Genomic DNA, 22,779 nt, shown 5'->3' with positions numbered 1-22,779 from the left:
AAACTATATGGCAGAGGAAAACACCCTTCTCGACGACAACATTCACTGGTACAAAGACGCCATCATTTACGAGTTGCACATCAAAGCCTTCATGGATGGCAACGGCGACGGCATTGGCGACTTCAAAGGCCTGATGCAGAAGCTTGACTACCTAGAAGACCTAGGCGTGACAGCGATCTGGCTTTTGCCTTTCTACCCGTCTCCACTCAAAGACGACGGCTACGACATCGCCGACTATTACAGCATCAATCCGAGCTATGGCAACATGCAGGATTTCAAACTGTTTGTGAAAGAAGCGCATCGTCGCGGACTCAAAGTAATCACAGAGTTGGTTATCAACCACAGCTCCGACCAGCATCCGTGGTTCCAGCGGGCACGTCGCGCGAAGAAGGGATCCAAATACCGCAACTACTACGTATGGACCGACGATCCGAAGCAATACAAGGACGTGCGCATCATTTTCACCGACTACGAACCGAGTAACTGGACGTGGGACCCCGTGGCTGGGCAGTACTACTGGCACCGCTTCTTCCACCACCAGCCCGACCTGAACTTTGACAACCCGGACGTGCAGCAAGAGGTGTTCAAGATGCTCGACTACTGGTTTGACATGGGTGTGGACGGTTTCCGTCTGGATGCCGTGCCGTACCTGTTTGAGCGCGACGGCACCAACTGCGAGAACCTGCCCGAGACACACGACTTCCTGAAAAAGCTCCGTGCCCATGTGGACAGCAAGTATGAGGGCAAGTTGCTTTTGGCGGAGGCGAACATGTGGCCAGAGGATTCGGCTTCGTACTTCGGTGACGGCGACGAATGCCACATGAACTACCACTTCCCGATCATGCCGCGCCTGTTCATGTCCGTGAAGATGGAAGACCGCTATCCGATCATCGACATTTTCGACCAGACCCCTGCCATACCGGAGACCTGCCAGTGGGCCATGTTCCTGCGCAACCACGACGAACTCACACTAGAAATGGTGACCGACGAGGAGCGCGACTACATGTATAAGGTATACACCCGCGATCCGATGGCCAAGATCAACCTAGGTATACGCCACCGCTTGGCGCCACTTTTAGGGAACGATCGCGCCAGAATCGAGCTCATGAACGTGTTACTTTTCTCAATGCGCGGTACGCCGGTGGTTTACTACGGTGACGAGATCGGCATGGGCGATAACTACTATTTAGGTGACCGCGACGGCGTGCGCACGCCGATGCAATGGAATGATAACCGCAATGCTGGCTTCTCGACTGCCAATCCGCAGAAGCTATACCTGCCTGTGATCATCGACCCGGAATACAAGTATGAGTCCGTGAACGTGGAGACGCAGCAACACAACAGTAGCTCTTTGCTTTGGTGGATGCGCCGCGTAATCAATATGCGCAAGCGTTACAAGGCTTTTGGACGAGGTACTATGCAGTTTCTGAACCCTTCCAACTCCAAAGTACTGGCTTTTGTGCGCTCTTATCAAGACGAGAACATTCTGGTGATCGCCAACCTGTCTCGCTTCCCTGAGGCGGTGGAATTGGAACTGCCTGAGTTTAAAGGCTACGTGCCGGTGGAGGTGTTCAGCCGGAACAAATTCCCGCAAGTGAAGGATGATACCTACCTGTTCACGATGGCGGCGCACGGCTACTATTGGTTCGAGTTGCAGCCGCAGGAAATGAGTGGTGGTGCCGGTCCGGATATGCAGAAACCAGCCATGCAGCTGCCGTCATTAAGCCAGCCGCTGCCTGCCCGTTCGCTTAAAACACTGGAAACGAAAGTGCTGCCACCTTATATCCTGAACCGTCGCTGGTTTGGCGGCAAGGCCCGCACTATACAGCGCATGCAGGTGGTGAGCAACATACCGATGACGGCAGGGCGCTTCGCCGCTTCGCTTTTGTTCATCGAGGTGAGTTATAATGAGGGACTGCCGGAACTGTACCAATTGCCAATTGCTTTTGCCAGTGGCGAACAGGAAGAGGAGCTCATGTCCACGCAGCAGAATAGCGTGATCGCCCGCGTGAGCGTGGATGGTAAAGAAGGCATCCTTTACGACGCGGTTTACTCTGAGGACTACCGGCAGTTGTTACTCAACATGATGGCCAAGCGCAAGCGCCACAAAGTGGACAATGCTGAACTTGTGGGCACGGGCAGTCGCTCCATCGCTTCTAAAATAAAGGAGATAGGACATCCGCTCTCATCCAAAATATTGGGGGCGGAACAGAGCAACACATCCGTGCTTTACGATAACCAGTTCTTCCTGAAGGTATACCGCAAGCTGGACCGCACCATGAATCCGGATGTGGAGATCGTGCAGGCGCTGACCGATGAGAATTTCCCTAACGTGCCGATGTTCCTTGGCTCCATAGAGCACGAGGAGAGCGGCAAACCGCCGATGGTGCTTGTGATGCTGCAGGAACTTGTGCCGAATCAGGGCGATGCTTGGGTATACATGGAAGACTCCCTCAAGCGCTTCTTTGAAAGGCTACAGACACACCGGGAGCACATCGACCAAGTTGATACCACGGGCACACTGGCGCGACCAATACCGTTCTCAGAGGCACCAGAGCACATGCAATTGCAGCTAGGCGGCGCGTCTGTGGAACGGATCGAGTTACTGGGACAGCGCACTGCCGAAATGCACTTGGCGCTCTCCAATATCAACGGCTCCAAAGATTTTGTACCAGAGGACTTCTCATTGCACTACCAGCGTTCGCTTTACTCGTCCCTCACCTCGCTGGTGCGCAGCAATTTCGACAGCCTGCGAAAGCATTTGCCCAACTTGCCAGACGCCGTTAGGGCAGAGGCCGAAGAAGTGCTGCAGATGCGACAAGAAGTGCTGGAACGACTCAAGAAGATCTTCAGCCGAAAGATCGACACAATGAAGATTCGTACCCACGGCGACTACCATTTGGGCCAGGTGCTGTTTACGGGGCGCGACTTCATCATCATCGACTTCGAAGGGGAACCGGCCCGCTCGTTCAGCGAACGCCGACTGAAGCGCTCGCCGCTGCGTGACGTGGCCGGCATGATCCGCTCCTTCCATTACGCTGCCTACAATGCGCTATTCCAGCAAGACAGCTTCCGCAAAGAGGACAGCGCTTATCTGGAAGAATGGGCAGAGCAATGGTACCACTACGCCAGCGGCTTCTTCATGCACACCTATCTGGACAAGACCAACGGAACAGGTGTGGTGCCGGAGAAAGAAGAAGACTTTGAGATACTGATCGAGACCTTCTTGTTGGAGAAGGCGATCTATGAACTGGGCTATGAATTGAATAACCGTCCGGATTGGGTGCTCATCCCGATCAGGGGCATCAAGTACATCATGAAAAAATATCGGAATGGCTAAGAAGAAGGAACAGGAGAACACACAGCAAAACCCCGCCGTGGGAACAGGTATGGAAACCAGTGCCAACGCGGCTTTGAACGATGGAGCGCCTGCTAAAAAAATGGCTGGCCGCAAGAGGACTAAAAAGGAAGAGGGTACACCCCATGATCAGATGACGTCTTCTGAAAATCAGTTGGCTGACATCACGCCTTCCCCGGCTCCAGCCAAGCGTGGCAGACCGCGGAAAACAGCTACAGAAGGAGGGGACGCGGCACAGGAGGTAACGGTGAAACCGAAACGCGGACGTGCGGCCACAGAGACGCCGATCGCCCAAACTGCGGCCAAACCAAAGCGGGGTCGAGCTGGGAAAGCTGAAACCACTGCAATGGAGGCAGAGGCCAAGGAGGTAGGTCTATCCACTACGCCATCGCCTGCCGCCGAACAGCCTTCTCAAGCGCAGACTGGGCCGGTTTTTTACGATACCAGCCTGTTGTCGGAGTTCGATATCTACCTGTTTCGCGAAGGCCGCCACTATACCTTGTACGACAAATTAGGCTCACACCTAATGGAGTGGCAGGGGACCAAAGGCGCCTACTTTGCAGTATGGGCTCCCAATGCCGAACAGGTGTCGGTTATGGGCGACTTCAACTCTTGGAACCGCGAAAGCCACCAGTTGCAGGTACGGGCCGACGGCTCGGGCATTTGGGAGGGTTTTATACCTGATGTGCTGGCAGGCATGCTATACAAATACCACATCAAGTCGCGCTACCACATGTACCACGTCGAGAAGAGCGACCCTTTTGCACTACGCCGTGAGAAGCCACCGCAAACCGCTTCGGTGGTGCACGACCTGCACCACACGTGGCAGGACGACAGTTGGCTGCAGCAACGGAAGGCACGCCACGGACAGGCCCAGCCTTACTCGGTATATGAGTTGCACGTGGGCTCTTGGCGCCGCAAGCCTGAAGACAATAACCGCCCGCTGACTTATCGCGAGCTTGCCGAAGAGTTGCCTGCCTATGTGAAGGATCTGGGCTTTACGCATGTCGAGTTCATGCCGGTGATGTACCATCCGTTCAACGGCTCATGGGGCTATCAGATCACGGGATACTTTGCAGCGGCCAGTACTTATGGCTCACCCGAAGACCTGATGTGCCTGATCGACTGTCTGCACCGTGAGGGCATTGGCGTGATCATGGACTGGGTGCCATCGCACTTCCCGTCCGACGAACACGGGCTGGCCTATTTCGACGGTACGCACCTGTTCGAGCACGCCGATCCGCGCAAAGGCTACCACCCGGACTGGAACAGCTACATCTTCAACTACGGACGCAACGAGGTATGTTCTTTCCTGATCAGCAACGCCCTCTTCTGGCTCGACAAATACCACGTAGACGGGCTTCGTGTGGATGCCGTGGCCTCTATGCTATACTTAGACTACAGCCGCAAGCACGATGAGTGGATCCCGAACGAGTATGGTGGACGCGAGAACCTGGAGGCGATTTCTTTGCTCAAAGATTTCAATCAGGCGGTGCACGATAAGTTTCCTGAGGTATTGACCATTGCCGAAGAATCCACGGCGTGGCCGCAGGTGACGGGCAAGGTAGAGGACGGTGGACTCGGCTTCGACATGAAATGGATGATGGGTTGGATGCACGACACGCTGACCTATTTCTCCAAAGACCCTGTATACCGCCGACACCACCAAGGCGATATCACTTTCAGTATCATCTATGCCTTCACGGAGCGCTTCATGCTGCCGCTCTCCCACGACGAAGTGGTGCACGGCAAAGGAGCTCTCATCCGCAAAATGCCGGGTGATGAATGGCAGGCTTTCGCAAACCTGCGGGCGCTCTATGCTTACATGTACGCCCACCCGGGTGCTAAGCTCATGTTTATGGGTGGAGAATTGGCGCAGAGTAGCGAGTGGAACCACGACAGTAGTCTAGACTGGCACTTGCTGCAGTTTGGTTATCATGCAGGAGTACAGGAACTGATCCGATCTCTCAATCACCTCTACAAACAGGAACCAGCGCTTTACGCCCACAGCTTTGAGCCGCAGGGATTTCAATGGATCGATTTTCAGGACGCCCACAACAGTGTGATGAGCTTTCTGCGCAAAGGGGACAGGCCGGAAGACCAGCTCTTGGTTGTCTGTAACTTTACCCCGGGTGTGCACGAGCATTACCGTCTAGGCGTCCCAACCGGAGGCAACTGGGTGGAGGTGTTTAACAGCGACGACAGTCATTTCGGGGGAAGTAATTTCCACAACCACGGTGCGCTGCAGGCTATACCTGATTCCTTTCATGGGCATGATTATTCTGTAGTGCTGAAGTTACCGCCTATGGCGGTGGTGTATTTTAAGTACCAGTCGGAGGGGTAGTAATTCTTGTAAAGTATATTTTTGATTGAGAGCGTCTTTTCAGTTTTGGAAAGGCGCTCTTTTTATTTTCGCTTTTGCTGGTTTCGCTGCGTAGCAACGTCTTATTAGGTAAAGCAACTAGCCTTGCTTTGTAGCTTCGCCTGTGCAGCGGGCGCTCACTTTTTTCCTTGATGAAAAAAGTGAGCAAAAAAATCAAGACGATTTTAAACTCGCTGACCGCTCAAACACAAAATCGTCGCTTGTGCACCGGGCTAAAGTAATTCGTTTCATAGATTCTGTGCAAGTATGTCTTTCAATGCGTGTTATTGGTGCGTAACAGGTACAACAACGCTTATACTTACATACTGGCAGTTACAGATTCCCCGCCCTAGACAAGGAGGGGTTAGGGGTGGTTGGATCCGGTGTTGCATAAAGCCCCCCTTTGAAGTCGAAGATCCCGGACTTGATTCGGGAGGGGTAGGGGGATGACAATCGTTCCCAATTCCCTCTGGGGGTAGGGGCCCTCAATAATAGGAGGGGCAGGTATAATCGTGCACGAAAAGCCCCCTCCTGTTTTTAGGAGGGGGTTGGGGGAGGTATCATTTCCCCTTCCTCACCGGGAAAAACTTCCTGAAACTCATCTTACGCTCTACTTCCTCTTCCGGTATTTCTGTGCCTGAGACAGACCGCACATCCTCGATCGAGTAGAAGGCGTTGGGGTTGTAGTCTCTTATAATGCCGATGACTTCCTGCAGTTTCTTGCGCTTCAGAATCATGAACAGCAGGTTTACTTTGCCGCGAGAGCCTTTGGCGTCTAGGGCAGTCAGGCGGTAGCCGCGATTGGTCAGGCGATCGATCAGGCTATCTGCCGACTCAACGGTTATGACCCGCACCACTACTTGGCCCAGCGCCAGCTTTTGCTCAATGCGCAGGCCTAAGAAGTTACCAGTAGCGAACCCGGCGGCCCATGCGAAGTAAGAAGCGAAGTTGCTCAGGTTCTGCATTACTTGCGTGATGGCCACAAGCCAAATGAGCACTTCTACAAAACCCAATAGCGGAGCGATGACTTTGTCGCCTTTTGAAATGAAAACAATGCGTAAAGTTCCTAGCGTTACATCCATGATGCGGGCCAGAAATATAAGAACAGGTATAATGACCCAGTTCATGATATCCGGGTCAATTCCTTTAAAATAATCCATGTGTTGGTGTTTCGGTTGGGCTGTGTTAGGTATGTGTAAGCTGTTACTGCGCCTGTCCTGAAATGGTTGCCGGAGGGAGGTCACTGCGTACTTTGGGTAACGCCTCCGGATAGCGCTCCTGTATAAAGGTAATGAGTTTTTCGCGGATATGACAGCGCAAATCCCAAGCTATAGCTGAACTGGGGGCGCTCACCATCACCCGCAACTCCAATGTCCGTTCTTTGGCATCGGTTACCTGCAGATTGTGCACTTTGCGATCCCAAAGCGGGGTGGCCTCTAAAATATGCTCCAGTTCCTTTCTGATCTTCTCAACAGGGGCTGTATAGTCCAAGTACAGGTATACCGTGGCCAGAATGTCGGAACCGGTGCGGGTCCAGTTCTGGAAAGGCTTTTCGATGAAGTAGTTAAGCGGTAGCACAAGGCGGCGGTTGTCCCAGATGCGCAGCACCACATAGGTCAGTGTGATTTCCTCTACACGTCCAAACTCACCTTCCAGCACCAGTACATCGTCGATGCGGATGGGTTGGGTGAAGGCAATCTGCAGTCCGGCGAGCAAATTGGAGAGGGAGCGCTGCGCGGCAAAACCCACGATGATACCGGCTATACCTGCCGAAGTAAGCATACCGGTTCCCAGCTTGCGTACCGGCTCAAACGAGAGGAGTATCAGCGACACCGTGATGAAAATGATGAGCACGATCGACAGCTTTTTGATGAATTGCAGCTGCGTGATCAGGCGTCGCTCCCGGTAGTTGTCTTCCTTGGTTATGTTGTATTTGAGGCGCACCATGTCCTGCACCACATATACCAGTTGCAACAGAATCCAGCCAAAGCCGGCAATGTTCAGCAGCTCGATGAGGCGACGAAAAAAATAGTACTGCTCCGGCGTGAAGGGGGCAGAGCTAAGAACAAAGGCGGCAAAGAGCAATGGAATAAAGAAAGTGAGCGGCCGGTCGAGGTGCCGTGTCACGGAGGCCATCAGCTGAGGGGCCGTCTTCCGGTTGTACAGGTTCAGAAGCCAGAAGAGCACCACTTTCACCACAAGTCCCACGACAATGGCAAGACCTATGATGAGGAGGCCTAAAGCTAAGTGGTCGAGTTCAGAAATAAATTGTGAAAAGCTTTTCATGCCCATCACATACGCTAAACTAAGAATTAAGTAGTGATCTAGTGTATAAACGCCTGTGTTGTAGGGGAGAGTAAAATTAACATACAAATACTACTATATAGTAGAAACGTGAAGCCTCTTCTTGCGTATGATATAAAGACTGCCTATGCTGTACGCACAAACACAATTTAACATCCAGACGCTGAAAGCAATGCGATTTCACACCCAATCGCAAAGCAATAGAAGCCTGACATAAGGTAAAATAAACATGGCCAAATTGATCATTGTATCAAACAGACTTCCCGTAAAACTTCAGGAGAGTGAGGGCAAGCTCAACTTTACACCAAGTGAAGGCGGGCTTGCCACCGGATTGGGCTCCATTTACAAGAAGAAAAACAACCTATGGATCGGTTGGCCGGGTATGGTGGTCGAGGAGGAATCTCAGCAAGAGGATATCGTCGAGAACCTGAACGGACAGAACATGCACCCGGTCTTCCTGACCGAAAAAGAGATAAAAGAATTTTACGAGGGCTTCAGCAACGAAACACTGTGGCCCACTTTCCACTACTTCAGCCAGTATGCCATTTACGACCAGCAGGTATGGGAAACGTATGTAGAAGTGAACCAGAAGTACTGCGATGAGGTGGTGAAAGTGGCGGAGCCGGACGATACCATTTGGGTACACGACTACCAGCTCTTGCTCCTGCCCTCCATGCTGCGTGAGAAACTACCAAATAGTACGATCGGTTTTTTCCAGCACATTCCTTTCCCGTCCTACGAGGTGTTCCGCTTGTTGCCTTGGCGCAAAGAGCTGTTAGAAGGTATGCTTGGTTCCGACCTTATCGGTTTCCATACCTACGACGACATGCGCCACTTCCTAAGCTCCGTGAACAGACTTGTAGGCCATGGCAGTACCCACGGCTGGATCAATACTGGCAACCGCTCTTTACTGGTAGACTCTTTCCCGATGGGGATAGATTATGAGAAGTATGCCCAAACAGCGGACAGCGAAGAGGTGAAGAAGCGCGAAAAGATCTATCGCAACAACTTGCATTCCAAAAAGATTGTGCTGTCGATCGACCGTCTGGACTACTCCAAAGGTATACCGCAGCGTCTGCAGGCCTTTGAGTTGTTTCTGGAGCGTTACCCGGAGTTCCATGAGAAAGTAACGCTGGTGATGCTCGTGGTGCCTTCACGAGACGCCGTGGAGAAATACAAAGAGCTGAAAAACGAGGTGGATGAACTCGTGGGCCGCATTAATGGCAAGTACAGCCACATGAACTGGAACCCAATCCAGTATTTCTACCGCTCTTATCCGCTCGAAACGCTTTCCGCGTTCTACCGCATGGCCGATGTGGCGCTGGTAACGCCTATGCGCGACGGTATGAACTTGGTATGCAAGGAGTATGTGGCCAGCAAACTCGACCAGACCGGTGTACTGATTCTGAGCGAAATGGCCGGGGCTTCTAAAGAGCTATCAGAGGCCTTGCTTATCAACCCGAACGACATCAACCAGCTTGTAGAAACCCTGCATACGGCCCTGACCATGCCGGAGGATGTACAAAAGCAGCACATGCAGCACATGCAGGAATCGCTGCGCAGGTATAACATTCACCACTGGGTGAGCATGTTCATGGACCGTTTGTCTTATGTCAAGATCAAGCAGCTGTCTATGGCGACGACTTACCTCGACGAGGCTACTTTCCAAGAACTCAGCAACTCGTACGAAGACTCCAGTTCCCGCCTCTTCTTCTTAGAGTATGACGGCGCGTTGGTAGATTACCACAACCGTCCGCTGATGGCGGCTCCGGATGAGGATTTGCTGGAGCTCTTGCAAGTGCTCTGCAGCAACCCAAAAAACCGTGTTGTCGTGGTGAGCAGTCGCGAGAAAGACAACATGCAGCGTTGGTTGGGTAATCTCAATATCGACCTGATCGCCGAACATGGTGTTTGGATAAAACAGCGCGGTACCGGCTGGCAGACCATGACCAGCCTGATCGACGACTGGAAAAGCGATATCCGACTCATCCTCGACCTGTACGTGGACCGTACGCCGGGCTCCTTTATCGAAGAGAAAGAGTACTCGCTCGTATGGCACTATCGCCGCGTGGAGACTGGTTTAGGCGAACTGCGTGCCCGCGAACTGGTGAGCCACCTCAACTTCTTGGCCACCAACAGCAACCTGCAGGTACTCGACGGACAGATGGCCGTAGAGATAAAAGCGCAGGAGGTGAGCAAAGGCAAGGCGACCAGTTTCTGGCTCAACATGTACCCGCACGATTTCGTGCTGGCCATCGGCGACGACTGGGGCGACGAGGACATTTTCAAAGCGATGCCGCGGGAGGCCTATACCGTTAAGATCGGAAACTCGCATTCTGTGGCCAAGTACCATTTGGATACCTGCGAAGAGACCCGCAAACTGTTGTCCCGCTTGGTAGGACTTAAGCAGAAGAAGGCGCCAAAAGAGTTGTTGTAAAATAATTTAGAATGAAAACAAAGAGCCCCGGCCTGTGAGAACAGACCGGGGCTCTTTGTTAAAGGCTTATTAAATTCTAGGACTGATGATCTGTCTTCCGGTTATACCTCCGGTAGCTGTACACCAGCGAAATAAGGACCAATATATTTGCCACGAGCCGCATGTATACCTGTTGGTTAGGTACAGACGTTAGCGAATCAGAAAAATCAATGTTAGTGATATTATAAATGATCAAGCCGATAAGCAGGACGATCAGGATAAGGGCAAACTTCTTCATTGAACTTAATTCGAGCTATTGAAACAAGCTGCCGTTATTGCCTGTGCCTTTCTCAGGCTTTGAGGCCGGCTCTTCACAGTTTTCTTCGTTGAAGACTTGGTTGATAGCGTTTTCGGCGTGGCGCAGTTTGTCTTTGCAGAATTTGATCAGCAGGGAAGAGCGCTGCACTTTTTGGGTGAGTTCATCCACATCCACCGAGTCGCTTTCGATAGCCCGCAGGATTTCCTCCAGCTCTTGGGTGGCTTCGCGGTACGTCATTTTGTTTATGTCTTTGTTATTCATCTTTGTCAGTGTTTACAACGATACTGTGCAGCCTGCCGTCCTGCAGGCGCGTTTCAATCACGTCTCCTTCTGTTACCTGCCCAATGTGCTTTATGATCTTGCCATTGAGCAGTGTCAAGGTATAGCCGCGTAGCAACAGCTTTTCCGGGTCGTTGGCCTGAATCCGCATCTCCAGCATGTCGAGTCGGTGCGAGGCGGTGCTCATGCTTCTCTGGGCGCTATACTGCAAGCGGTCACTGCATTTCACAAAGCGCAACTGACTTAGTTTATGCTTGTCCTTGGCCTCCGTCTCGATGCAGTGCACCAGTTTGTTCAGGTCTTGCTCCTTCATGTGCAGCCAACGCTGGCCTATTCCCTCCACACAAACAGTCAGCTCGCTTAGTTCCTTGCCGCGTAGGTGCAATAAATCTTTTGTATTTGCCCGTATCAGCTGTTCTTTATCGCTCAGAAGGAGCTTTTGGTTGTGTAAGAAGTTCTTCGGTTTGAGCAGCAGGCTTTTCGAAAAATGCTCCAACTGTTCCCGGTTCTCCTGCAGATAAGCGTTGGTCAGGTTTGATATCTTCAAACTCTGGCGCTCCAGTTTGTCGGCGGACAAGCGCAATTGCTGGGCGGCAAACATGTAGATGCTGTCATACAGGCTCTCCACTTCCGTTTCGAGTGCACGGCCTCTGTCTATCAGAAAGCTGGCCACGGCAGTCGGTGTTTTCTGGCGGGTATGCGCCACCAGATCTGAGATGCTTTCGTCGCGCTCGTGGCCTATACCTGTTATCACAGGCAAGGGGGAGTTGCCGATGGCAGCGGCTACCCTGTAGTCGTCGAAACAACCCAGATCGGTCTGCGAACCACCACCTCGGATCATCACGATGGCGTCGAACAGGTGACTGTACTTAGCAATCAGATCCATGGCTTTGACAATGGAAGCCGGTGCCTCGTTGCCCTGCACAATGGCCGGAAAAAGGCGTGTGTCGAAGGTATAGCCGTAGCTGTTGTGCTCGAGCTGGTGTATAAAATCCTGATAACCTGCCGCTGTCGCCGACGACACAATGGCCAGTCGCTGCGGCACCAGCGGCATTTCCAGTTCTTTGTTAGCCGTGAGCAGTCCCTCAGCCTCTAGTCGCTTTAGGGTTTCCTGTCGTTGCCGGGCAAGGTCGCCGATGGTATAGTTCGCATCGATGTTGATGATGTCGAGGCTCAGGCCATAAAGTTCATGAAAGCGCACCTGCGCCTGAAACAAAATCTTGAGCCCGGCTTTGAGCGGCTGTCCGGTCTTCTCTTCAAAGTAGCGCCCCAGCATCTGGAAACGGCTACTCCATATTGTGGCCCTTGCTTGCGCCTGCAGTGCTCCGCGCGGGTCGTCGCCTTTGTCGATCAGGTTGAGGTAACAGTGTCCTTTGCGGCGGTCAGCGTTTACCTGTGATATCTCAGCTACCACCCAGTAACTGTCCGGAAACGCCATCTCCAGTTCTTCCCTAATCTGCTGGTGCAGCTCAAGGAGCGAAAGCGGAGCGCTGAACTCCTGCGAAATGGTGGTTTGCCGGAAATGGAATTGGGCCATGGACTGGGTGAAGGATCTAAACCCGAAGATAGGGTTTTTGAGTGAAAGTTGATTATGGGTTTGTGGGATTTTAGCTTATTCACGGATATTGAAAGATATCAAATCTTACTTCGTAGAGGTAGCTATCGTTTTTGGCAACTGACCTTGCTTTGTAGCTTGGCTTGGCCAGCCGGGCCCTACTTTTTTTCTTGATAAAAAAAGTAGGCAAAAAAATCAAGACGCTCCAAACTCGCTGACCGCTCAAACAGTGGAGCGCCGCAAAGTGCACTTGACAGATGTGATTTGTTTCATTGCCAGCGTGCGAGTTACTCTTTCAATGCGTGTTCTAGTGATGTGAGTGTGAATTGCCATAACATTTAAACCTTTCACAGTAGTAATGGCAGAAAGTCCCCCTTCGAAGGGGGCAGGGGGATGTCAATCTTGAACAGGCACAAAGCAGCTATAGAACGTATACCTGTGAATTGACAGTTCCAAGTTCCCCGCCTTGGACAAGGAGGGGCTAGGGGTGGTTGGACCCGGTAATGCTGAAATAGACCCCCTTCGAAGTAGAAGATTTCGGACTTGTTTCGGAAGTGGGCAAGGGGATGTTACTCGTGTACAACACCCCCTCCTATTTTGGGGGTAGGGGCCCTCTATAAAAGGAGGGGGCTGGGGGAGGTGTAAATCCTTACCCCTTCAACCCCTCCAAAGTCTGCATCACCTTTTCCTGCCAAAGCTGTTTTTCCAGCACCACGGGTGGGGCGGCGCGTTCGAGGCAGTCAGTCAGAGGACAGCGCTCACATGTTTCGTTTACTAGGCGGTGCACAATGGCTGGATCGTCTAAGAAGCGGACTTTGCGACGCAGGTTTTCGTTGAGGAGCATGCCAATGCTGATCGTTCCGTTCATGCTTTCGGTGGGCTGGGCCAAGGCCATCACCAGATACTCGTTGGTGGAGTTAACATAAGAGGAGCGCTGTATACCTGCCAGCGGCTGCTCAAAGTTGCCAGCTAGTTTGTGCTGCTCCATTTCCTCGAAAAGCGTGAGCGAGATCCAGCGGCGGCAGTAGTGCTCGTTCAGGAAAGAGGCGTGCGGGTTATGCAAGCCCGAGAGGTGCAGTTCCTTGGTCAAAGAAAAGCGGTCTATAGCTGCATCGTGGTGGAAGCGTAAGAAAAACAATTGCTTGATACTGAAGAAGCGTGGCAGGAGGGAGGTGAGCCGGTGCAGGAGCGTTTCCGGTGAGGTGCGGTAGCTCTCCATCAATTGTACCAGTAAGTCAGGTTGCCAAGTCGGTTGCGCGAAAAACGTCTGCATGTCCTGCACCAACCGGTCGCGGTTGAGCAGCAAAGCCCCTGCAAAATAAGAGGCTTTGAAGTTGTTAAGCACCTCCTCAAAGGAGCCCACTTTTACCCAAGTGGACGTGTGGGGCCGTGGCTGCAGCTGCAACACCTCAAAGCCAATCTCACGGGCCACCGCAAAAGCGCGCTGTTGCTCTGTCAGGTTAGGGTTGAGCAAAAGTACCGGCGCCGCACCGGGTATGTGGACGGAGCGAAGCGGGGCCAGTTCAGGGTGTTGATCAAATGTATCTGTTGCGATTTTTATGTTAAATGAATCTTGCAGTATACCTGCCAGATGCGCAAAGGTCGGCGTAGCCTCCGGACTAATACCGTGTACCTCCATAAAGCGCTCCACCTCCAACTCTAGGTCTTCGAAATAGTTGTCGTGCAGTTCCTGGTAGGAGCGCAGGGCGGAGAAGTAGAATTGCTCAACCCGTAAGTCAAATGCGCGGGAGATTTCCAGCAAGGTATTCACAAAGGCACTCAACTTGGCAGGAGCCGTGGCAAATAGGTCCAATAATCGACTCACATCCAACCCGAAATGCTCGAGCGGCAACTCCGACAAGATGTTCGATTGCAAGAGTTCGCCCACTGGTTGCAGGCGCTTGCTCAACTGCAGTGAAACCAGATAATCATAGGTCACGCCCAATTCATCGGCGATCACGGCGATCTTGCTGGGTTTGGGGTGCTTTTTCCCTTTCTCTATTTCATTGAGGTACGATACCGATATACCTGTACTCGTGGCCAGATCGGTGAGCGAGATGTTCTTTTCTGTTCTTAACTGTTTGATTTTCAGTCCGAGTATAAGCCGGATAACATCTTCTTGTAGCCTCATCAAAAATAATTTTTGTGGTCTTTATGCTAATAAACGCGCTTTTGCGATTATTTCCTAAAAACGTAAAAAAAATATTTAGCGAAAATTCGCCATAACTAAATTGTTCGCGTATAGATGTTAAAGTAACAAAACATCACCTCAAGTTTATAATTATGTTAGTTGAAAGCACAGCCCAAGTAAAAGGAATACCTGTGAAAGGTATAGAGCATGTATTAACACCTGAAGCCCTTGAATTTTTGGCCATGCTGCATGAGCGCTTTGAAAACAGAAGAGAAGAGCTTCTGAAAGCAAGAGCGGAGCGGCAACAGCGGATTGATGCCGGGGAGCGCCCTGATTTTCTGGAAGAGACAAAAGCCGTGCGGGAAGGAAACTGGAAGGTAGGTGCTATACCTGCCGACCTGCAGATGCGCCGTGTGGAGATCACAGGTCCAGTGGATCGCAAAATGGTGATCAATGCGCTGAACTCCGGGGCCGATGTGTTCATGGCTGACTTTGAAGACGCGAACTCACCCACGTGGGAAAACGTGGTGCAGGGGCAGCTCAACCTTTACGATGCCGTGCGCCGTACCATCACCTATCAAAACGGCAAGGTATACCAGCTAAAGGACGAGGTGGCCTTGCTGAAGGTGCGCCCAAGAGGCTGGCATCTGACTGAGAAGCATTTGGTAATAGGAGACAAGCCCATCTCAGCCGCTTTGTTTGATTTCGGACTATTCTTCTTCCATAACGCCAAAGAGCTGATCGCCCGGGGCACGGGTCCATACTTCTACCTACCCAAACTGGAGAGTCACTTGGAGGCACGCTTGTGGAACGACGTGTTCGTAGCGGCACAGGAGGCGCTGGATATACCGGTTGGCACCACCAAAGCGACTGTGTTGATTGAGACCATACTGGCCGCTTTCGAGATGGACGAAATCCTCTACGAATTGCGCGAGCATATTGTCGGACTCAATGCTGGACGCTGGGACTACATTTTCAGCGCCATCAAGAAATTCCGCAACCAGCCCGATGTCATTTTTCCGGACCGTACGGCCATCACCATGCAAGTGCCTTTTATGAAAGCGTACACTGATCTGCTTGTGCAAACCTGTCACAAGCGGGGGGCGCATGCCATGGGCGGTATGGCGGCTTTCATCCCGAATCGCCACGACCCAACTGTAAACAAAACTGCCTTTGAAAAAGTGAAAGCCGACAAGGATTTCGAAGCCAAAAACGGTTTTGACGGCACGTGGGTAGCCCACCCGGATTTGATTCCGGTAGCGCGTGAGGCTTTCGATAAAGTGCTGGGAGATAAACCTCACCAGAAGGAAGTGCTGCGCGAAGAGGTGAACGTGAAAGCCGACGACCTGCTCAACTTCAACATAGAAGGAGGCAAGATTACAGAGGCCGGTCTGCGACTTAACATCAACGTGGGCATCCTCTACATCGGCAACTGGCTTTGCGGTACTGGCGCAGCTGCCATCCACAACCTGATGGAAGACGCCGCCACCGCCGAGATCTCCCGGGCGCAGGTATGGCAGTGGCTGCACCATGAGGGCACACAAACCGCCGAAGGAGAGCCCATCACAGAAGAGCGCGTGCTGCAACTGATCAAAGAAGAGACCGAGAACATCAAAGAGGAGGTAGGTTTGGCGATGTTCAAAAACTGCCACTACGAACGCGCTTCCCAACTCTTCTCGGAACTCGTGCTCTCTACCTGCTTCGTCGATTTCCTGACCCTACCGGCATATAAATACATTGATTAAACTCCAAAATCACAAATCCCCATGAATAAGACAGAAAGAATTCAGGCTATCCAGCAAGACTGGCTTGTGAACCCACGTTGGGCAGGTATAAAAAGACCGTATACTGCCGATGAAGTTGTAAAACTGCAGGGCTCCGTTAAAATTGAGTATACCTTGGCCCGCAATGGGGCCGAGAAACTGTGGCGCCTGCTGCACACCGAAGAATATGTGGCCGGACTGGGCGCCATGACTGGCAACCAAGCGGTGCAGGAAGTGCAGGCTGGTCTCAACGCCATCTACCTGAGTGGCTGGCAAGTCGCTGCCGATGCCAACCTAGCCGGGCAGATGTACCCAGACCAAAGCCTATATCCGGCGGACAGTGTGCCGAACGTAATCAAGAAGATTAACAATGCCCTGCTGCGTGCCGACCAGATACAGAGCGTGACCGGAGATGGTGAAGTCGACTGGCTGGTTCCGATTGTGGCGGATGCGGAGGCTGGTTTCGGCGGCAACCTGAATGCCTTTGAACTGATGAAAATGATGATCGAGGCCGGAGCTGCCGGTGTGCATTTCGAAGACCAGTTGTCCAGTGCCAAGAAGTGCGGCCACCTAGGTGGCAAGGTGCTGGTACCAACGCAGGAAGCTATCAACAAACTGGTGGCAGCGCGACTGGCAGCAGATGTAATGGGTGTGTCAACCCTATTAGTGGCCCGCACTGATGCCGATGCCGCCAACCTGATTACCAGCGACATCGATCCGCGCGACCATGCTTTTGTTATACCGGGTGAACGCACCAGCGAAGGTTTCTACCGCGTGAATTGCGGTATAGAGCAAGGTATAGCCCGCGGTTTGGCCTATGCCCCTTACGCCGACCTGATCTGGATGGAAACTTCTACGCCAGACTTGGAACAGGCACGCAGGTTTGCTGAAGCCATCCATGCCGAATATCCGGGCAAGCTGCTGGCCTACAACTGCTCACCGTCCTTTAACTGGGCCGCCAAATTGAGTGTGGAAAAAATGGAAACGTTCCGGGAAGAATTGGCGAAGATGGGCTACAAGTTTCAGTTCATTACATTGGCCGGCTTCCATGCGCTCAACACGAGTATGTTTGAGTTGGCAAAGGCGTATAAAGCACGCGGTATGGCGGGCTACTCCGAGCTGCAGGAGCGTGAGTTCGGCTTAGTGAAAGACGGCTTCAAAGCGGTGAAACACCAGTCTTTTGTCGGCACCGCTTACTTCGATGCTATCCAGAATACCGTCACTTCAGGCACTGCCTCTACCGCCGCATTGGTGGGCTCTACCGAAGAAGAACAGTTTCATTAAGCATAGTTTAATTGGGTAAAACAAAAACTCCCCGCTGTCTCATTGATAACGGGGAGTTTTCGTTTTATGATGATTCGATATGTTCAGATTGGGCTGTTTACTCTGTCTTGAACCCGATGCCCTTGGCTCTTTTCTCCCAGTTCTCGCGGGCCCATTTCTGCATGTCTTCCACGTTGTCCATCTCGTCCATGATCTCCATGCCCAGTAAGGTTTCGATGATGTCCTCCATAGTCACGATACCGGCCGTGCCGCCATACTCATCCACTACCAGTGCGATATGGTTTTGCTCTTTCAGCAGTCGGCTGAACAACTCAGGTATAGGCATGTACTCGGTTACCACTTCTATATTACGCTTAATGCTATTCAAAGGCATGTGACCTTGGTTATCAATCAGTTTCGAGAGTACCTCGTCCTTTAGCACATAGCCGTGAATGTCGTCTAAACTGTTCTGGTAAACCGGGATACGGGAGAAGCGTAGAGTCTTGGCCTGCTTGAAAAAATCTATTATAGGCATATCCTCCTGCGCACCGTAAATAACAGTTCTAGGCGTCATGACATGGCGCACCAAAATCTGATTGAAGCGCAGCACATTGCGCAATATCTGAGATTCTCCTCTTTTGAAAATACCTTCTTTTATACCAATCTCCGCCATAGCAGTGAAGTCGGCACGGCTCAGCACACTTTTGTTCTTGTCGCGTTTCAGACGCTTGGTAATGAACTGTGACAGGATAATGAGCGGGTATAGCGGCGAGTAGATCATGATGCGCAGCGTAGTCACCGTAAAGGGTGTCAGCTGCCTCCAATAGTTAGCGCCCAATGTTTTAGGTATAATCTCGGAGAGGATCAATATGATGATCGTGAGAATAGCCGAAATAAGCGACAGGTATTCTTCGCCCCAAATGATCTGCGCTTGGGCGCCGACGCCAGCAGCGCCAATGGTATGCGCAAACGTATTGACGGTAAGGATGGCAGCCAATGGCCGGTCGATGTTATCTTTAAACTCCTGCAGGTGCTTGCCTACAGTTGGGTTTTCCTGTGCGGTAATGCTCACATGTGAGGGGGTGATGCTGAGTAAGGCCGCTTCGAGCAGGGAGCATAGAAATGAAAAAACAAGTGCAATGGAAAGGTATAATATGAGTAAGCCCATGTAGATGGAATAAGGTTTAGGTTAGCCTTTGATTGTGTGTCAAAGGTAATGAAATTAGTGTACTACGCGCAGAACCGGCTCCTCGAGCGGCGTACGGGTTTCGGGGTCCACTGTAAAGTAGCCTACCATGCTCGGGCCATAGCCTAAGTTCAGTTCCACAAATTTGTTCTTCTCGGGCAGCATCTCGATTACCTCTTGCTGTAATGCTCGGTACCTGTCGAGCAGGTCTTTCAGTTTTTGCTCTTTGTCATTAAGCGAGTTCTGCGGTTGCTGATCTGTCAGCTGATGCTCAATATTCTGCTCCGGGTCAAAATCAGGTTTTACACTTTGTAAAGAAAGTACCTCCACTTCGAGCAGCCGTATGTCGCGCTCTATGTGCAGGTACTCTTTTACCTTATCCTCTAGCGGAATAAGCGATTCGTCCAGATATTCAATCAGATTTTCCATAGTCTTATCGTGTATAATTGCGTGTACAGCCCCATATACGGCAGATACCTTAATTTATTTGCATACGTGAAGTACTACCGCACGGCTACACTAATGACTAAAGTCTACTTGCACCTACAGCCATTTAAACAGCTTTTTGATATAAGCCAGTCGGTTCCCATAAGGCGGATAGCGTAGCGGCAAATCGATCCAAGTACCCCGGTGCACCACACTTTTCTGATTCGAGAAAAGCTCAAAACTGGACTGCCCATGATAGCTTCCGACACCGCTTTCGCCCACACCACCGAAGGGCAAGTTGGGGTTAATGAGGTGAGAGATTGTGTCGTTAATGCAGCCTCCGCCAAAGTGGGTCTCCTTTAGCACACGCTGCTGCCGTTCTTTGCTGTTTGAGAAGAAGTACAGCGCGAGGGGCTTCTCATGGGTATTGATCTGTGCAATGGCGTCATTTAGGTTGGTATAGGTGAGCACGGGCAGAATGGGCCCGAAGATCTCATCCTGCATCACAGCGTCATTCCAAGTTATCTGGTCCAGTACAGTGGGGGCGATAAAGCGGCTCTCCGCATCATGCTGACCGCCGATGCGCACCACACCGTCCCGGAGGTAGCTGCTCAAGCGTTCGTAGTGCCGGTCGTTTACAATACGGGCCAAGTCAGGGCTGTGGCGGGGTGTATCACCATAAAACTGTTGAATGGCAATGCGCAGCTGCTCGATCAGTTCTTCTTTTACCTGCTCCTGCACCAGCAGGTAGTCGGGTGCCACGCAGGTCTGGCCGGCGTTCATGAATTTGCCCCACACAATACGCCGTGCCGTGAGGCCTAAGTCAGCATCCTCGGCCACAATAGCCGGACTCTTGCCACCAAGCTCCAGTGTAACCGGGGTGAGGTGCTCAGCTGCGGCTTTCATCACCACGCGTCCCACCTGCGTGCTGCCGGTAAAAAAAATATAGTCGAAGCGCTGGGCCAGTAGGTGCTGCGTAGTTGAAACGCCTCCCTGCACGACTGCCACGTAAGCCGGGTCGAACACGGATTGTATGATTTTGGCGATCACCTTAGCAGTAGCCGGTGTGAGTTCTGAAGGTTTAATGATGGCACAGTTTCCAGCGGCTAATGCCCCGATCAACGGATTTAGAACCAGTTGCAGCGGATAATTCCAAGGCCCGATGATGAGCGCCACACCGTAAGGCTGCGAATACACATAACTGCGTGCAGGAAAATTGAGCAGCGTTTCGCGCACGGCCTGCGGTTTGGCCCACTTTTTCAGGTGCTTGAGTACCAAGCGTATCTCTTTCTCCACAAAACCGATCTCGGTCGTGTAAGTTTCAAAAGCGGGCTTTCGAAAGTCGGCGTACATGGCGTCGATAATTTCCTGCTCGTGGTTCTGGACGGCTTCGAGCAGTAGACGGAGCTGATCCTGACGGAAGCGGATGTCGAGGGTTTGGCCGTTGGCAAAAAAAGATCGCTGCCTTTGCAGCAGGTCAAAAACTGCCTGCGGGTCAGCCTCCACGATGGGGGGGACACGCTTTACATAAGTGTTTGTTGCGTTCATAGCGGGTGAATTGGGTTAGGTTTAAGTTGCGTTAACCGGTTTTTGTTCGGCAGCCGGTCTGCCTGTAAAGTCATTCATAGAGGTATAGACCCCAAACCAGCGGCCAGCCACCGTGTCGAATACACGGGTGGGCAGGATACCGCGGAGTAGGGGCAGCAGGTGTACGATAAAAGGCTTGCGCAGGATGATCCTGTTCTGCTCCACTGCCTGCAAAATTGCATCAGCTATGGTATCGGGCTGCAGGATGGGGGTGAGAAGCGGTGCCTTTACTCCGGCAAACATACCCGTGTCGATGTAACTGGGTGTCACCGTTGTCACGCGCATCCCATGGCCGGCCTGCTCCAGTTCCAGCCGCAAACTCTCCGACCAGCCTAGCACTGCCCACTTGCTGCCCGCATACACACTCATGCGCGGATTCGGCAACAACCCTGCGGCCGAGGCAATGTTCACCACGTGGCCCTGACCGCGTGCCAGCATATCCGGTAGGAAAGCATTCGTCACGGCCATCACACCCAGCACATTCACCTGCAACGTGCGCTCAATCTCAGCCATGCTGTGCTCGGCAAAAGGCTTGCCCACCACAATGCCGGCGTTGTTGATTAGAATATTGGGAGCGCCAAACTGGGCAAGCACCTGTTCTGCCGTCTGCTTCACCTGCTCGATATCGCCTACGTTAACCTGATAGGTGTGCACCTCATAACCGCTGGCGCTCAGTTCTTGGGCGGTATCCTGCAACCCGATTGGGTTTATATCCCAGATGAGCAGACGAGTGGCCCCCTGTTGCAGGCATTTGCGGCCCATCAGTTTGCCGATGCCGGAGGCGCCTCCTGTTATAAGTATTGTGCTTTGTCTAACGTGTGTCATGGCTACTGATTATGCTCCGGCTTTTTTTCTCCAGCAAAATATATAATAATACAAGCAGATATAAAAATTTATCTATAAGGAATGCAATAATTTGAGTTGAATCTAATTTGTATATTTGGCAAAACGACTAGCCACGGCTTTACTATGAAAGAAAATAGCATCAAAATAATAGAGTGCCCGCGCGATGCCATGCAGGGGCTCAAGGAGTTTATACCTACCCAAACGAAGATCGACTACATTAACCAACTGCTGAAAGTGGGCTTCGACACCATCGACTTCGGCAGTTTTGTGTCGCCCAAGGCCATTCCACAGATGGCGGATACCGCTGAGGTTTTGGCAAATTTGGATTTGAACGGCACGCATTCCAAGCTGCTCGCGATCATCGCCAATGTGCGGGGCGCGGAAGAGGCGGCGGCGCATGCTGAAATCGAGTACCTTGGCTTTCCGCTCTCTGTTTCCGAGACTTTTCAGCAACGCAACACCAACAAGAGCATTGCCGAGGCCATGGACCAGTTGGCCCAGATACAGGACATCTGTCAGAAACAGAACAAGACCTTGGTGACCTACATTTCCATGGGCTTCGGCAACCCATACAACGATCCGTGGGATGCCGAAACTGTGATCAGCTTTGTGAAGGAGCTCGATCAGTTGGGCGTGAAGATCATCTCGCTTTCCGATACCATCGGTGTGTCGAATCCGGAAAATATCACTTACCTGTTCAATAAGCTTATACCTGCTTTCAAGCACATCGAGTTTGGCGCGCACCTACACACCACCCCCACCACATGGCACGAGAAAGTGGACGCTGCCTTCATGGCCGGCTGTCGTCGTTTTGATGGGGCCATGCGCGGCTATGGCGGCTGCCCGATGGCCAAAGACGAACTGGTGGGCAACATGGCGACTGAAAATTTGGTCGGCTACTTCGAAAATAATGGCTTAAATTTGGAGCTCGACAAGGGGGCATTTAGCGCCGCGCTGGCAGCTTCGACCTCTGTTTTTTCCTGA

At 52.0% G+C, this 22,779-nt stretch carries 16 protein-coding genes; 6 read left to right on the top strand and 10 right to left on the bottom strand.

The window, feature by feature from the left end; all coding sequences use genetic code 11:
* The first annotated feature begins 7 nt into the window (after positions 1 to 7).
* On the top strand, positions 8 to 3,340 hold the full coding sequence (gene treS, locus Q1A04_RS04160; protein WP_299701619.1) for a maltose alpha-D-glucosyltransferase: 3,333 nt from the start codon (positions 8 to 10) through the stop codon (positions 3,338 to 3,340).
* A complete protein-coding gene (glgB, locus tag Q1A04_RS04155) occupies positions 3,333 to 5,702 on the top strand; it encodes a 1,4-alpha-glucan branching protein GlgB (protein ID WP_299701617.1) in 2,370 nt (789 codons plus the stop codon). The genes treS and glgB overlap by 8 nt, the downstream gene beginning before the upstream one ends.
* A 578-nt stretch (positions 5,703 to 6,280) precedes the next feature.
* On the opposite strand, the gene Q1A04_RS04150 is transcribed toward glgB, so the two are convergent.
* Together Q1A04_RS04150 and Q1A04_RS04145 are read right to left on the bottom strand one after the other, a co-directional pair.
* Positions 6,281 to 6,880, bottom strand: coding sequence for a DUF2179 domain-containing protein (locus Q1A04_RS04150; RefSeq protein WP_299701615.1), 600 nt, complete (start codon positions 6,878 to 6,880; stop codon positions 6,281 to 6,283).
* A gap of 43 nt (positions 6,881 to 6,923) precedes the next feature.
* Positions 6,924 to 8,006, bottom strand: coding sequence for a mechanosensitive ion channel domain-containing protein (locus Q1A04_RS04145; RefSeq protein ID WP_299701612.1), 1,083 nt, complete (start codon positions 8,004 to 8,006; stop codon positions 6,924 to 6,926).
* A 247-nt stretch (positions 8,007 to 8,253) separates the two neighbouring features.
* On the opposite strand from Q1A04_RS04145, the gene Q1A04_RS04140 reads away from it, so the two are divergent.
* Complete coding sequence (locus Q1A04_RS04140; protein WP_299701609.1) at positions 8,254 to 10,461, top strand: bifunctional alpha,alpha-trehalose-phosphate synthase (UDP-forming)/trehalose-phosphatase; 2,208 nt, start codon at positions 8,254 to 8,256, stop codon at positions 10,459 to 10,461.
* A 76-nt stretch (positions 10,462 to 10,537) separates the two neighbouring features.
* Here Q1A04_RS04140 and Q1A04_RS04135 read toward each other — a convergent pair whose 3' ends face one another.
* The 4 genes from Q1A04_RS04135 to Q1A04_RS04120 all read right to left on the bottom strand — a co-directional run bounded on the left by Q1A04_RS04135 (position 10,538) and on the right by Q1A04_RS04120 (position 14,724).
* Positions 10,538 to 10,738, bottom strand: coding sequence for a hypothetical protein (locus Q1A04_RS04135; protein WP_299701607.1), 201 nt, complete (start codon positions 10,736 to 10,738; stop codon positions 10,538 to 10,540).
* A 15-nt stretch (positions 10,739 to 10,753) separates the two neighbouring features.
* Entirely contained in the window at positions 10,754 to 11,020 is a 267-nt protein-coding gene (xseB, locus tag Q1A04_RS04130) for an exodeoxyribonuclease VII small subunit (RefSeq protein WP_299701604.1), read from the bottom strand.
* Complete coding sequence (gene xseA / locus Q1A04_RS04125; protein ID WP_299701601.1) at positions 11,013 to 12,575, bottom strand: exodeoxyribonuclease VII large subunit; 1,563 nt, start codon at positions 12,573 to 12,575, stop codon at positions 11,013 to 11,015. Before xseA ends, xseB begins: the two co-directional genes overlap by 8 nt.
* 667 nt (positions 12,576 to 13,242) lie before the next feature.
* On the bottom strand, positions 13,243 to 14,724 hold the full coding sequence (locus Q1A04_RS04120; RefSeq protein WP_299701598.1) for an XRE family transcriptional regulator: 1,482 nt from the start codon (positions 14,722 to 14,724) through the stop codon (positions 13,243 to 13,245).
* A 152-nt stretch (positions 14,725 to 14,876) separates the two neighbouring features.
* On the opposite strand from Q1A04_RS04120, the gene aceB reads away from it, so the two are divergent.
* Both aceB and aceA read left to right on the top strand, forming a co-directional pair.
* Positions 14,877 to 16,469: a malate synthase A gene (aceB, locus tag Q1A04_RS04115; protein WP_299701595.1), complete on the top strand. Its 1,593-nt coding sequence runs from the start codon at positions 14,877 to 14,879 to the stop codon at positions 16,467 to 16,469.
* Between the two features lie 21 nt (positions 16,470 to 16,490).
* Complete coding sequence (aceA, locus tag Q1A04_RS04110; protein ID WP_299701592.1) at positions 16,491 to 17,771, top strand: isocitrate lyase; 1,281 nt, start codon at positions 16,491 to 16,493, stop codon at positions 17,769 to 17,771.
* A 97-nt stretch (positions 17,772 to 17,868) separates the two neighbouring features.
* Here the strand turns inward: aceA and Q1A04_RS04105 are convergent, their stop codons facing one another.
* From Q1A04_RS04105 to Q1A04_RS04090, 4 genes are all read right to left on the bottom strand, one after another.
* Complete coding sequence (locus Q1A04_RS04105) at positions 17,869 to 18,918, bottom strand: CNNM domain-containing protein (protein ID WP_299701589.1); 1,050 nt, start codon at positions 18,916 to 18,918, stop codon at positions 17,869 to 17,871.
* Between the two features lie 54 nt (positions 18,919 to 18,972).
* Positions 18,973 to 19,365, bottom strand: a complete 393-nt coding sequence (locus tag Q1A04_RS04100; protein WP_299701587.1) for a hypothetical protein — start codon at positions 19,363 to 19,365, stop codon at positions 18,973 to 18,975.
* A 114-nt stretch (positions 19,366 to 19,479) separates the two neighbouring features.
* The gene (locus Q1A04_RS04095) at positions 19,480 to 20,910 is read right to left on the bottom strand and encodes an aldehyde dehydrogenase (protein ID WP_299701584.1); all 1,431 of its coding nucleotides are present in this window, start codon (positions 20,908 to 20,910) and stop codon (positions 19,480 to 19,482) included.
* A gap of 21 nt (positions 20,911 to 20,931) precedes the next feature.
* On the bottom strand, positions 20,932 to 21,774 hold the full coding sequence (locus Q1A04_RS04090; RefSeq protein ID WP_299701581.1) for an SDR family oxidoreductase: 843 nt from the start codon (positions 21,772 to 21,774) through the stop codon (positions 20,932 to 20,934).
* A 144-nt stretch (positions 21,775 to 21,918) separates the two neighbouring features.
* On the opposite strand from Q1A04_RS04090, the gene Q1A04_RS04085 reads away from it, so the two are divergent.
* The gene (locus tag Q1A04_RS04085) at positions 21,919 to 22,779 is read left to right on the top strand and encodes a hydroxymethylglutaryl-CoA lyase (RefSeq protein ID WP_299701578.1); all 861 of its coding nucleotides are present in this window, start codon (positions 21,919 to 21,921) and stop codon (positions 22,777 to 22,779) included.

It is taken from the genome of uncultured Pontibacter sp., assembly GCF_947499215.1.
GTDB lineage: Bacteria > Bacteroidota > Bacteroidia > Cytophagales > Hymenobacteraceae > Pontibacter.
The sequence above is the reverse complement of the archived record's forward strand: the minus strand, read 5'-3'. Positions and strand labels throughout refer to the sequence as shown.